At 49.2% G+C, this 13,188-nt stretch carries 14 protein-coding genes; 8 read left to right on the forward strand and 6 right to left on the reverse strand.

Translation table 11 applies throughout. The annotated features are described in order from the left end of the window. Positions 1 to 4: 4 nt before the first annotated feature. Entirely contained in the window at positions 5 to 964 is a 960-nt protein-coding gene (locus GC178_11465; GenBank protein ID MBI1288181.1) for a hypothetical protein, read from the forward strand. Positions 965 to 969: 5 nt separating this feature from the next. Further along, complete coding sequence (locus GC178_11470) at positions 970 to 2,436, forward strand: hypothetical protein (GenBank protein MBI1288182.1); 1,467 nt, start codon at positions 970 to 972, stop codon at positions 2,434 to 2,436. Here the strand turns inward: GC178_11470 and GC178_11475 are convergent. The 3 genes from GC178_11475 to efp all read right to left on the reverse strand — a co-directional run bounded on the left by GC178_11475 (position 2,413) and on the right by efp (position 5,286). After that, complete coding sequence (locus GC178_11475) at positions 2,413 to 3,669, reverse strand: SpoIIE family protein phosphatase (protein ID MBI1288183.1); 1,257 nt, start codon at positions 3,667 to 3,669, stop codon at positions 2,413 to 2,415. The two genes, GC178_11470 and GC178_11475, sit on opposite strands and share 24 nt — an antisense overlap. 121 nt (positions 3,670 to 3,790) lie before the next feature. After that, positions 3,791 to 4,720, reverse strand: coding sequence for a UDP-3-O-(3-hydroxymyristoyl)glucosamine N-acyltransferase (locus GC178_11480; GenBank protein ID MBI1288184.1), 930 nt, complete (start codon positions 4,718 to 4,720; stop codon positions 3,791 to 3,793). 2 nt (positions 4,721 to 4,722) lie between these two features. After that, positions 4,723 to 5,286: an elongation factor P gene (efp, locus tag GC178_11485; protein MBI1288185.1), complete on the reverse strand. Its 564-nt coding sequence runs from the start codon at positions 5,284 to 5,286 to the stop codon at positions 4,723 to 4,725. Positions 5,287 to 5,381: 95 nt separating this feature from the next. On the opposite strand from efp, the gene GC178_11490 reads away from it, so the two are divergent. Continuing rightward, complete coding sequence (locus GC178_11490) at positions 5,382 to 6,800, forward strand: MBOAT family protein (protein ID MBI1288186.1); 1,419 nt, start codon at positions 5,382 to 5,384, stop codon at positions 6,798 to 6,800. Further along, positions 6,800 to 7,942, forward strand: coding sequence for a hypothetical protein (locus GC178_11495; protein MBI1288187.1), 1,143 nt, complete (start codon positions 6,800 to 6,802; stop codon positions 7,940 to 7,942). The genes GC178_11490 and GC178_11495 overlap by 1 nt, the downstream gene beginning before the upstream one ends. Here GC178_11495 and GC178_11500 read toward each other — a convergent pair. Genes GC178_11500 through GC178_11510 form a run of 3 tightly spaced genes read right to left on the reverse strand, consistent with a single transcriptional unit; the run spans position 7,925 to position 9,176 of the window. Beyond that, on the reverse strand, positions 7,925 to 8,128 hold the full coding sequence (locus GC178_11500; GenBank protein ID MBI1288188.1) for a hypothetical protein: 204 nt from the start codon (positions 8,126 to 8,128) through the stop codon (positions 7,925 to 7,927). The genes GC178_11495 and GC178_11500 overlap by 18 nt on opposite strands. Then, complete coding sequence (locus tag GC178_11505) at positions 8,112 to 8,309, reverse strand: hypothetical protein (protein MBI1288189.1); 198 nt, start codon at positions 8,307 to 8,309, stop codon at positions 8,112 to 8,114. Before GC178_11505 ends, GC178_11500 begins: the two co-directional genes overlap by 17 nt. Positions 8,310 to 8,369: 60 nt before the next feature. Next, positions 8,370 to 9,176 (reverse strand): M48 family metalloprotease, encoded by an 807-nt coding sequence (locus GC178_11510; GenBank protein MBI1288190.1) that lies wholly within the window; start codon positions 9,174 to 9,176, stop codon positions 8,370 to 8,372. A 180-nt stretch (positions 9,177 to 9,356) separates the two neighbouring features. Between GC178_11510 and GC178_11515 the strand changes: the two genes are divergently transcribed. The 4 genes from GC178_11515 to GC178_11530 all read left to right on the forward strand — a co-directional run bounded on the left by GC178_11515 (position 9,357) and on the right by GC178_11530 (position 12,960). After that, entirely contained in the window at positions 9,357 to 11,171 is a 1,815-nt protein-coding gene (locus GC178_11515; GenBank protein ID MBI1288191.1) for a sulfatase-like hydrolase/transferase, read from the forward strand. A gap of 78 nt (positions 11,172 to 11,249) precedes the next feature. After that, complete coding sequence (locus GC178_11520; protein MBI1288192.1) at positions 11,250 to 11,672, forward strand: DUF1761 family protein; 423 nt, start codon at positions 11,250 to 11,252, stop codon at positions 11,670 to 11,672. A 138-nt stretch (positions 11,673 to 11,810) separates the two neighbouring features. Continuing rightward, on the forward strand, positions 11,811 to 12,548 hold the full coding sequence (locus GC178_11525) for a WYL domain-containing protein (protein ID MBI1288193.1): 738 nt from the start codon (positions 11,811 to 11,813) through the stop codon (positions 12,546 to 12,548). A 43-nt stretch (positions 12,549 to 12,591) separates the two neighbouring features. Beyond that, on the forward strand, positions 12,592 to 12,960 hold the full coding sequence (locus tag GC178_11530; protein ID MBI1288194.1) for a VOC family protein: 369 nt from the start codon (positions 12,592 to 12,594) through the stop codon (positions 12,958 to 12,960). Positions 12,961 to 13,188: the final 228 nt, after the last annotated feature.

Below are 13,188 nucleotides of genomic sequence, written 5' to 3' on the forward strand. Positions count from 1 at the left end.
TACTATGGGCGAGTACAAAGACAGTTCGGAAGTATTGGCACTTGTTGTAAGGTGGTGGAAGCAACTGCTTGTCGTTTCTCTGGTGGCGCTTGGGCTATCGGTTCTGTTCTCCAGCCCGTTTGTCATTCCGCCCCAATACAAGTCGTTTGCGGTGCTTTATCCTGCCAATATCATCCCGATGGGAACGGAAACACCCACGGAGCAGATGCTTCAGGTGTTGGAATCGGACAATATCCGCGATTCGGTTGTCAATCTCTACCATCTCTACGAAGCGTATGGCATCGACCCGCAGTCCAAGTCGGCCAACAGTACGTTGATCAAGGATTATCAGGATCATGTCACCTTCCGAAAGACCGAGTATGAATCGGTGGTGATCGAGGTGCTGGACGAGAACCCGGTTCAGGCGCGGGACATGGCCAAATCCATCATCTACTTCTTCAACCGCAAGGAGCGATTCCTCCAGAAGGAGAAAGCGATGGAACTTGTGAAGATCCTTCAGGAACAGGTAGGTAAGAAGAAGGCCGAGATGGACAGCATGGAAGGCGTGTTGGTCAACCTCCGCCAGAAGTACGGCATCCTCGACTATCAATTGCAGACCGAGTACGCCACGGAGCGTTATTTGGAGGTCATTTCCACGCCCGGTAGACAATCGAACGCCAAGGAGATAGAGCCATTGTTGGATGCCCTGAAGGAAAAGGGTGGCGAGTTCTTGGCGTTGAACGAACACCTTTGGAGAATCAGAGGCGGTTACAACGACCTGAAAGAACAACTGGAGGCTGCGCAGCGCGATGTGGAGAAGAACCTGACCTACTGCAACGTGATCACCAACCCTGTGGTGGCTGATAAGAAGGCATACCCGATACGGTGGTTGATCGTGGTGTCGTCCGTACTCAGTACGTTGCTGATATCCATTCTGGTGCTGAGCATTGCCGAAAGTGTGCGCGCCACCGCAAACAAAGCCTGAATCGTTTGGCCGGTTTACTGAAATCGAATGCTGTCAATAGCAAACTGATCTACCTTGTAGGCGGGATGTTTGCATTGATCAACGCCCTGCTGGTCGCTTTCGAATTCTACTACGCTCCCATCCTACCCGCACTGATTGCCATTCTTCTGCTGGCCTTCTTTGCCTTGGACAAGCTGGTGCTGTTCATCGTGTTTCTTACACCGCTTTCGGTCAACCTTACAGACATTGGCCTGGGCGTGGGGCTAACGCTTCCCACCGACCCGTTGCTTTTCGGGGTAATGCTGATGTTCTTTCTGAAACTGTTTGCCGAACATAAGTTCGATAAGCGCATTGCCGATCACCCCGTAACCTTGGCTATCATCATCAACTTGGTTTGGATAGCCGTGACCACCGCCACCAGCGAAATGCCGTTGGTGTCACTCAAATTCTTCGTTTCGAGGCTTTGGTACGTGGTCACTTTCTTCTTTGTCGCCACGCAGATCTTCCGAAAGTTCGAAAACATCCGCTGGTATGTCGGTCTGTACATCGCGTCCTTCATCGGCATCATCTGCTACACCATCATTCACCATGGCATGTACGGCTTTTTGGAGCAGCCCGCGCACTGGGTCATGTCGCCTTTCTTCAACGACCATACTTCGTACGGAGCCATGCTTGCCATGTTCTATCCGCTTTTGGTGGGGCTGGTCTTCAGTAAGGATTACAGCCGCAGTTGGAAAGTGATCTTTGTAGGTGTGCTGCTGCTGTTCACGGTGGCGTTGATCCTATCCTACACCCGCGCGGCATGGGTGAGCCTTATCGGAGCGTTGGGCGTTTACATCGTCATGCGGTTGCGTATCAAGTTCATCACCATCTTCTCCATTGCGGTGGTTTTCATTGTGGGGCTTGCGCTTTCTTGGGACTCAATCCTCATGAAACTGGAAAAGAACCGACAGGACTCCTCTGCTGAGTTGGCGGAGCACGTGCAATCCATCTCCAACATCTCCACGGATGCCTCTAACTTGGAGCGACTGAACCGTTGGTCTTCGGCCTGGCGCATGTTCAAAGAACGCCCTTTTGTAGGTTGGGGACCCGGCACCTACATGTTCCAATACGCTCCGTTTCAACTTTCTGACAACAAAACCTCCATCAGTACCAATGCAGGTGACAAAGGGAATGCGCACAGCGAGTACATCGGACCTCTTGCCGAGTCTGGCGTGTTCGGAATGCTTTCTTTCGTGATCATTGTCATCTGCGTGATCTATTATGCGGTGAAGCTCTATTACCGAATGGAAAACCGTGAGCACCGCCTGTACCTGATCAACATGCTTTTGGGACTCATCACCTACCTAATCCATGGTGCCCTCAACAACTTCTTGGACACGGATAAGGCCTCTGCTCCCTTCTGGGGTTTCATTGCCGCCATTGTGGCGCTTGATGTGTATCACACCAAAAAGAAGGAGGAAGGGAAATTACTTGAAGCGCGTGGTGAGTAGCGCAATGTCGTCCACGTAAGGCATCTGGCCTTTGTGGTTGCGCAAAAGCCGAACGATGTTCTCGTTTATCTCTTTCACCGGATTGTCCTGATTGTCGAGCAGCACCAGTTCCAGTTTACTCTCTCCGAACTCCTTCTCGCGCATGTTCTCCAACTCCACCGCACCATCGGTATAGCAGGTGATGATCGAATCTGGGTCCATGACCACAATTCCTTCCTTGATGGCAGGAAGCTCATCCAACATTCCCAAGCCCGGACAGCCGGTAGACAGCAAACTCGTTGTATCGTTGGCAACCAGAATAGGTGGCGTTTGCCCCGCGTTGACATACTGCAGAACACGCGTCATGAAATTGTAGCGCGCTATGAAGATGGTGATGAACTTCTCGCCCATGGCCGAATTCATCACTTTGGTGTTCAGTTCCTGAACAAGTTCAGTAAGCGAGGTCTCATGTTTGAAGAGGGCGCGGAGATTGGCCTGAAAATTTGACATCAGCAAAGCAGCGGAAACTCCTTTCCCCGATACATCCGCCATGCAGAAGGCGATCTCATTGTCGCTCAACTGGATGAAATCATAGTAATCGCCCCCCACATCCTGATGCGGTTTATGGTAAGCGGCCATTTCCACATGTTCATTCTGCGGAAGCTTGCTTGGGAATAGCATGTTCTGCATTTCCGAGGCCAACTCCATCTCACGCTTCATTCCCGCTCTGCGCAAGTTCTCTTTAAAGAGACGCTTGTTCTCGATGGACACCATAATGATGTTGGCCAATGTTTGGATGAACGGAATGTGGCGTGTTTTGGTGTTCTCGATCAGATCCTCGTTGATGTCTCCGGCCAGCAGGTATGCCAGCGGCTCGCTCTTGTGCAGAATGGGAATGATGACATCGAACTGACCGAAGAACTCATTGCCTTTCTTTCCTTCCTTCACTTCGCGTATGGGCAGAATCTCTGCTTCCAGATCAGGCAATTTAACGCCAGCAACCAAGCCATGACCGATGGACTGCTCCCACTCATCATCCTTGGTGTAAAACAGCAACCGACCTATGTTCAGCTGGTTTCGCAGAACAAATTCGAAGATCTTCAGCAGTTGCTCTCGCGAGAAATTATTGTTGATGGCATTGGTGATCTCCAGCAACGAATTGAGCTTAAGATTCTTAAGCTTTAGCGCAGAGTTTGCGATCTTGAGCGTTTCAAGAATGATCTGCTCGTTCTTATTCTTGCTGATGCTGGTCACGTGAGTCTGAAAAACTCTATGAAATTACCAAGTTCACGTAGTGAATAAAAATCATTTAGACCAAAACAATTAACAACGTGATGAGAACAACCTTTCGGCTGTCGGCTCTACAATCGACCTACTATTTCAGTTGCTGAATGATGCTTGGAAGCTGCTTGATCAGCGCCAGTTCCTTCATTTTTTCGCGTGCTTCGCGCACGGGGCTGCCAAAGTAGGTGATGCCTCCTTTCAGCGACTTGGCAAGACCTGATTGCCCCAAGACAACCGCACCTTTGCCGATGGTAAGATCCTTCTGAACGCCCACCTGACCCCAAAGGATCACGTCATCCTCCACCGTAACCACACCGGCAATGCCCACTTGCGATGCGAAAAGACAATTCCTGCCCACAACCGTATCATGCCCAATTTGAACCATGTTGTCGATCTTCGTTCCTGCACCGATAACCGTTTCTGCCGTTACACCTCGGTCGATGGTGCAGCTCGCGCCTATCTCCACATCATCCTCAATACGAACCGTTCCACTGCTATGGAGTTTATTGTAACCTGAAGGTTTACGCTGGTAATAGAACGCATCTGCACCGATCACCGTTCCCGAATGGATGATGACGTTATTCCCTATTTGGCAACCGTCATAGATGGTCACGTTCGGGTGGATGATGCAATCATTGCCAATTGTGACATCCTTCCCCACGAAGGTGCCAGGCATAATGACCGTGTTGCTTCCGATGCGTGCCGTTGAACTGACCATTTCGTTGGAAACAAAATCGCCTCGGAGTTCTTTTGAAAGCTGTGTGAACACATCGAACGGACGTTCCACCAAAAGCAAAACCTTTCCTTCAGGAGCTTCCGTCCGTTCATTCACCAACACACAGGTTGCTTCAGAGCAAAGCGACTTCTTCAAATATTTGACACTATCGCAGAAGGTGACATCACCGTGCTCCACGCGATGGATCTCGTTGATTCCCGTAAGTTTCAGTTCAGAATTACCGATGCACGTGGCACCAACCTTTGCCGCCAGTTGGGCAGCGGTTATTGGCTTCGCGAATTTCAATCTTATTCTTTCACGCGCTCCATGTACTCACCTGTGCGCGTATCGATCTTGATCTTGTCGCCTTGGTTCACGAACAACGGCACTTTGATCTCCGCACCTGTTTCAAGCGTTGCAGGTTTCATGGCATTGGTGGCCGTATCGCCTTTCAGACCTGGCTCCGTATACGTGATCTCCAGTTCAACAAACGTTGGTGCCTCTGCAATGATCGGCTGATCGCTTTCAAAACCAACCTTTACGATCATACTTTCTTTCAGAAATTTGGCATTGTCTCCGAATAGCGCCTTCGGAATATGGATCTGCTCATACGTTTCCTGATTCATGCAAACGAAATGGTCACCTTCTTCATAGATGTACTGCAATTCGGTGTAAACCAGCCGTGCAATATCTACCGACTCTCCAGAACGGAAACGGTTCTCATAGCTTCTACCCGATTGAATGGATTTCATCTTCACCTGATAGAACGCACCGCCTTTGCCCGGCATGGTGTGCTGCTTATCGCTCACAATACAAAGTTCTCCGTTGTATCGGATAACCGAACCTACCTTAATATCTGAAGTTGATGCCATTCGTCTGTTTTTGAGGTTGGCAAAATTACACATGTTCGCTTGCGGTGCAACGCTCAATTACGGTTTGATCTTGTAGTTTTCCGCCACCGATAAAAATGGTTTTCAGTAGCAGCCTGTTTCTCGTATACTTCCTTCCGATATTCATCGGACTGTATCTTCTTGCTCCCCGTAAAGCCAAGAATTTGGTTGCGCTGTTGGGAAGCACCTTTTTCTATGCTTGGGGTGCTCCATTGTTCGTATTTGTGGTTTACGCAAGCATGCTTGCCGATTTCTATCTGGTAAGATTGTATGATAATCAACGGTACAAACGTTTTGCGGTAACACTTAATGTGCTGCTTAACGTGGGGCTTCTCGCCTACTTCAAGTACGCCAATTTCTTTGTTGAGAGTTTTAATGAGTTTCTGAGCGCATTGGGTGCAGAGCACATCGGTTGGACATCTGTTGCGCTTCCCATCGGGATCTCCTTCTTCACTTTTCAAAAGTTGAGTTACATACTTGACGTGTACAGAGGCAAGCACGCTCCTCTGAAAAAGTTCTCGAATTACGCCTTGTACATCATTCTGTTCCCGCAGCTGATCGCTGGCCCGATCGTTCGATTCAATGAGATCGCAGACCAGCTGACCGAACGTTCTGACCACGAAAATGTGGACAATAGACTTTTGGGCTTCTTCCGCTTCTGCATCGGTCTGGCCAAAAAAGTACTTGTTGCCAATGTGGTCGGTGGTGTCGCTGATACTGCTTTTTCCATGCAAGGCGATGGATTGTCCCTCTCTTGGGCCTGGACCGGACTTTTGGCCTACAGCATGCAGATCTATTTCGACTTTTCGGGCTACTCGGACATGGCCATCGGGCTGGGACGGATGATGGGATTCGTGTTCCCTGAAAATTTCAATAGCCCGTATATCTCAGCAAGCATCACCGAATTCTGGAGGCGATGGCACATGACCCTAAGCCGCTGGATGAAAGACTATCTGTACATTCCATTAGGCGGCAATCGGATAAGTGTAGGCAGAACATATCTCAACCTGTGGGTCGTTTTCCTCATTTCCGGGCTTTGGCATGGTGCTTCTTGGAATTTTGTCATCTGGGGCGCGTATCACGGGCTTTTCCTTGTGCTGGAGCGATTGTTTCTTGGAAAGTTCTACAAATTCATTGGGCGGATACCGAGTACTGTGATCACCTTTTTCATCGCCATCCTCGGATGGGTCATTTTCAGGGCCGAGACACTTGGCGATGCCATGAACTACTACCACGCGCTTTTCAAGTTTTCGCAAAAATTTCAGAATCCTGGAGTTGGCCAGGAGTTCAAGGTCACGATGATCCTTGCTCTTGTCTTCTCATTCATGGCCATTGTTCCGGCCGTTGAAAAATGGGGAAATGACATGGTTCAGATAGCCAAGGTCAACTTGGGCTCCATCATCCTGAAAACTGTTGTCTCCATCGCGCTTTTCATTTTCTGTTTGAGCATGATCTCAGCATCAGGATTCAATCCCTTCATCTATTTCAGATTCTGATGAAGAACACAATCAAATATCTTCTGTTTGCCATGGTGCTCGCGGTACTTTGGCTACCGATTGCAAATCTGCTGTTCGGACTCCTTCCCAAATGGCCGCTCGCTGGTTCGTACGATGTGGCCGAAAAACCCGTGTTCAGTTTAAATGGATGGTCCGAAAGGACATTTCAGGACAAAGCGGAGATATGGCTGAATGAACAGGCAATGCGAGAATACCTTGCCCGTATCCGGAATCAGTACTATTTCGATGTTTTTGACATGGCCATGGCCAATGGCGTGTGTCCCGGAAAGGATGGTGTGTTGTTTGAACTGGCCTATGTGGAAGCATTCTATGGAAAAGACTATGCAGGCGATGACTACCTGACCGATAAGCTTACACGGTGGAAACATGTTCAGAAGGGTCTTGATTCGATCGGTGTGAAAGCCTTCTTGGCCTTGGCGCCCGGAAAGGGAAGTTTTTTCGAAGACAAGTTCTCCGATTTTCTGAAAGATGAGCATCGGCCGATGACCAATTACAAGTTCATTGCCGATTGGGCCGGAAAGAATGATATTCGTCTGCTTGACCTCAAAAAGGTCTATCACACATGGAATGACACCAGCCGTTATCCTCTCTTTTCAAAGGGTGGCATCCATTGGAGCGAATATGGTGCGGCCCATGTGTGCGATACGCTGCGGGGATACATTCAATCACTTACCGGAAGGCCGTTGCAGAAGTTCTGGTTCGATATTGAACTATCTGATACGGCACGAAATGGCGACAATGACATTGCAGAAGGTATGAATCTGTGGTTCACCCCGAAGCACGAGAAACTGGCCTACCCGCTTCGCTACTTCGGTGAGGACACAACCATTGCACCTACCAAATTTCTGGTAATTGCAGACAGCTACTACTATGCATTGATGTACAGTGGATTTGCAGGCCGCGTCTGCAGCTATGGAGGATTCTGGTTCTATTTCCGCCATGCCGAACCGCCAGAGGTGTTCCCAAATTCAAACGTAGAGGAACTTGATATTCTGGCAGAACTCAAAAAACAGGATGTGTTGATGTTGATGATGACCGAACCACAGATGCAACGGTTCGGTTGGGGTTCGGTAGAAAAACTGGAAGAAGTTCTTTACCCTGATTCAGAATCCGCCAGATGACGTACAGGTCGCCCCAGCGGCCTCACGGTCGGCAATGGCGTCTTCGTACTGCTGAGAGTTATCGAACTCAGTCTCGCAAATGGTTTCGGTATTGTTGTTCACCGTGCATTCCTGACAGCGATTGCAGCCTGCGAAAAGCACACCCGACACGGTCGCAGCCATCAGGTACTTACTGACATACTCCATCTGGCTGTGCCTCATATTCAGACACATACTTCTGATAATCGTTTGCATTTTGAAAATCGCCTTTGCATATCTTCTGTGGTGCCGTTGGACCGGTACATTCCACACAACCGTCATTACAGGCAGCGAACGAGATCAGCGTCATCAGGAAAAAACCAATCAGTATTGGGCGAATCAGATTCATCTTGACCACAAAGTTAAACGTATCCGTTCAAACCACGAAACGGGCAGTTTATTGCTTCCATCAATTGGTGCCATACTTTTTGGCATAAGCTCTGGCCAAAGGAACCAGTTCCGCCAGTTTGGCACTTCGCTTTTCGGGATCAGGGTGCGTACTTAAAAACTCCGGTGGGCGCTGACCGCCCAGCTTTGACATGCGCTGCCAGAACGGAATGGCCTTAGCTGGATCGTAACCTGCCATGGCCGTGAAGATCAAACCCATTTCATCTGCCTCGCTCTCATGTAAACGCGAAAAAGGAAGCATGGCACCGACCGTAGTGGCCACTCCATACGCCTGATCGAAAAGTGCACGTGTTTGCTGAGGTTGTTTGGAAAGCGCCAGATCCAATCCCATGCCGCCCGCCTGCACCAACAGGCCTTCGCTCATGCGCTCGTTCCCGTGGCGGGCAATGGCGTGTGCCACCTCATGCCCCATTACCACGGCAATGCCATCCTCATCCTGACAGATAGGAAGAATGGCCGAATAGAAAACCACTTTGCCACCCGGCATGCACCATGCGTTCACCTCATTGCTGTTCACCACGTTGAACTGCCAGTTGAAACCAGCTACGCGATCGGAAGCACCTTTTGCATTCAGGTAGCGCGTAGCAGCTGCCGCTATCTTCTCTCCCACCCGCTTCACCTGCTGCACTTTCTGGTCACTTGCAGGTAACGCAGGGTTCTGCCCCAAAAACTGATTGTAATTGGTGAGTGCCATGCTCATCATCTGGCTTTCGGGCAACAGATTCATCTGTTTTCTGCCCGTGATCGGAACGGTGGTACAGGCTGCCGTGAATCCCAGGATCACTGAAAGGACAACAAGTTTTTTCATGCCAGCATTAATCATGGTCAAAAATAAGTACCTGCTGAGGTTTGACTTCAAAAAACCGACAACTTCTCGAAAGTTCCGACTTCGCGCATATTCAAAGCGATATTTCTTAACATTACCACACTATACCGATAAAACGATTTGTCTGACTTCCGTTTTTCAATTCGATTCATCCTCTTTTGGATGATCCTGTTTGCCGTTGGGCGATGGTTGTTTCTTTTTTCCATACTGGGTTTGTTAGATTCTGTGCCACGGCCAGAGATATTTGAATCGTTTTACGCAGGTCTTCGGCTCGACCTATCGACTGCTGCCTACCTTCTTTTGCCGTCCATTCCACTGCTTATCCTCTTCAACTTCACACGCTGGAATTCGGTACTGCGGAGCGTTCACATTCTTAATCGAATGCTGATCATTGTTTATTGCCTGATCTGCTTCGGGGAACTTGCCCTTTATCAGGAATGGCACACCAAATTGAATACGCAGGCGCTTTCCCATTTTCAGCATCCCGCAGAAGTGCTCAGTTCCGCATCTTGGCAACTGCTTCTGCTCTTCTGCCTTCCGTTGGGACTGTTTGCTTTCTTGTACTTGAAGCTATATGACCAATGGTTGGCCAAGCCAATGCCGCATCCGTCCAGTATGGAACAAAGACCTTCAATTATTTGGAGCCTTGCTTTCCCGTTGATCTCTGTTCCGCTCTTGATCATCCTTATCCGTGGAGGGGTTCAGGCCATTCCGATAACCGAGAGCGACCCGTACTATTCCAAGCATCAGCCGCTGAATGATGCTGCACTCAACCCGTTGCGCCATTTGGCCAAAGATGCACTCGAATCACATTCATCATCCTCCGAGAACCCCTATCTGGCCATGCCAAATGAAACTGCCGACCGAATTGTCAGCGAACTGTTTCGGGCAGAAAAAGACACCACCGTTCTCATTCTGAAAGACCAGCGCCCGAACGTGGTTCTCATACTTCTCGAAAGCTGGAATGCCAATGTCTGCGGCTCTTTCGGTGGTCTGCCGCTTACACCGTTCTTCGACAGTCTGGCCTACGAAGGCATCCGCTTCAGCAATTTTTACCCTGCCGCCTATGTTTCAGACCAAGGTATTCCGGCCGTGCTCAGCGGCTATCCCGCCACTTCCAGAGTTGCTTTGGTCAACGACCTGAAAAAAGTGAGCGGTCTTCCCTGCCTGAGCATCGATATGGGAAAGAATGGATACGAGACCGGTTTTCTCTTCGGTGGAGAGTTGAACTACGGTAATCTGAAGGGATATCTGATCAACAGACAATTTGACCATGTGACCGAAACGGCTGACCTGCCGGCCGATCTTCCACGTGGCGACCTTGGAGTTCACGACTACCTGATGGCGGAAGAATTCGCTTCGATCATTCATCGCTCAAAACAACCATTCTTCCAATGTTGGTTCACGCTCAGTTCCCATTCGCCTTATGATTTTGAACCTGCGCCAGATAGCGAAGAGACCAACGATTATGTCGGTTCCATCCGATACGCAGACCGTGCTTTGAGGCATTTCTTTCAGCTTGCCAAGAAGGAACCTTGGTTTGAGAACACGCTCTTCATTCTCGTTCCGGACCATAGTCATGGCTCCCCCGCAAACTTTGATCTGGAACAGAAGGAGTATCATCATATTCCACTGGTGTTCTATGGCAATCCGATCAAAGAAGCATGGCGAAAGCGCGAGATCGGAAACACGTTTTCGCAGAACGACATTGCTACCACGCTACTGAAGCAACTTGGCATGGAAACCGAGCAATATCATTGGGGCAAGGACATGTTCAACCCATACAGCAACCATTTTGCCTACTACTGTTTCTATTATGGTTCAGGATGGGTCACGGACAGCGGCTCGGTCACCTTCCATCATTCGCTTGATGAACCTTTGATGTACGAGGTTGAGAATGACGAACAGCTGAACCAATTGACCCGGCAGGGACGAGCGTTTCAACAGGCGATCTACAACGATCTCCTTAGCCGATGATGATGTGTGGACAAGGTGTGTCCCAAAAGTTCCGATCGCGTACCTTAGAACCATAAACCATCAAAATCAAACAGCATGATGCACAGCGCAAATTGGATCGCAGTGGCCGTTGCGACCCTATCAACATTGGTCATCGGATTCATCTGGTACAATCCGAAAGTGTTCGGAAAGGCTTGGATGGAATCTGTCGGCATGACGGAGGACGACACGAAAAAGGGAAACATGCCTCTCATTTTCGGGGTATCGTTCCTGTTGGCAATGGTCGTGGCCTACAAACTTTCGGGTGGGGCCTACAAGCACCCGGAGGAATTCAGACACACGCTTCATGGCGCGTTCCATGGCATGCTGGATTCGTTGTATTACGCCCTTCCAGTGCTGATCACCAACGCCCTTTTTGAGCGAAGAAGCCTCAAAGGAATCCTGATCAATTCGGGTTATTGGGTACTCTGCTTCTCAGCGATCGGAGCCATCCTTTACACCTTTTCGGGTGCCGGATTGTAATTCATCCGAGACAATTCATTTAATAGAAAAGCCCTGTCCGCCTGAGGCGGGCGGGGATTTCTTATTTCCGTCATTAAGACAGACCACGGCTCCCCGAAGCAGATACCCGATTCAAGTAATTAGCTTTGTTCCTCATCCATGAGCACAGACACCGAAGTTTCCAGACTGGTACGGATTACCAAAATAGCCACCATGTTGCAATCAAAACGCATGGTGACGGCAACGGAAATTGCTCAGAAGTTCGGTGTAAGCGTGCGCACGGTTTACCGCGACATCCGCGCGTTGGAGAATTCGGGTATTCCCATCAGCACGGTAGAAGGAAAAGGCTATACACTTGTGGAAGGTTACTCGCTTCCGCCTCTTATGTTCTCTGAGGAAGAGGCCAACGCACTCATTACTGCGGAATACCTTATCAATCAGGCCAGAGACGGTTCGCTGGTCAAGCATTTCGATGCGGCCATGCTCAAGATAAAATCGGTTTTCCGATACAACATCAAAGAGAAAAGCGAAACATTAGCGGGTAGAATGTTCCGAATGCGTTTTGAAGAGGATAGCTACACCACCAGCCATTCCCTTTCCGAACTGCAAAAGGCCATTACGGATTGTATTCGAACACGAATTGACTATCAGAAACCCACGGACGAAACACCCATTACGCGCACCATTGAACCTGTGGCCATCTACTATTCCAAGGGCAATTGGATCCTGATAGCCTGGTGCCATCTTCGTCAGGCCAATCGGGCATTCAGAATAGATCGAATGACGAAGATCGAGTTCCTGGATGAAACATTTGACGACCGAAAATTCGACCTTCAGACCTATTTTTCTCAGCAGATGGAAGAATTTCTTTCCACCCCTGACACACCCTTGTCATAAGCCCCTATCAACTTTGCCGCTGTAACCTGATAAACACGGTAAAATGAAAAACATGATCAACTGGTTCGAGATTCCAGTCAAAAATTTCGAGAGAGCAAAATCCTTTTACAGCAGGGTGCTTGACGTGGAAATTACTGAAATGCCGCATGACAATATGAAGTACGGTGTATTCCCTTACGACCCCAACGAGGGTGTAAGTGGGGCATTGGTAGAAGGCGAAGGGTATGAACCATCGCATAACGGTGTTGTCATTTACCTGAATGGTGGTGATGACCTTGCTCCTGCACTTGAGCGGGCCAAGGAAGCAGATGCTACCATTCTTATGCCTAAGACTTCCATTGGCGAAAATGGGTTCATGGCACATTTCATCGATTCGGAAGGAAATCGAGTGGCGTTACATTCGCCAAATTGATTTTGGATCAATCCAGAACAGAAAGCCCTGCCAATTGGCGGGGCTTTCTCATTCAGCCAAAACAACTTACGCTGTGGCTTCTTCCTTCGTTTTGTTTCTGAACACCACTTCCCTATCGAAACAATCAAGAACAATGGCTCCACCCCTGTTCACTTTTGCAGTGAGTATCTGCTTGGAGAGGTCATGCGACATTTCTTATTGATGGTCGCCATACTTCATACCGTTCAC

The organism is Flavobacteriales bacterium, assembly GCA_016124845.1.
GTDB lineage: Bacteria > Bacteroidota > Bacteroidia > UBA10329 > UBA10329 > UBA10329.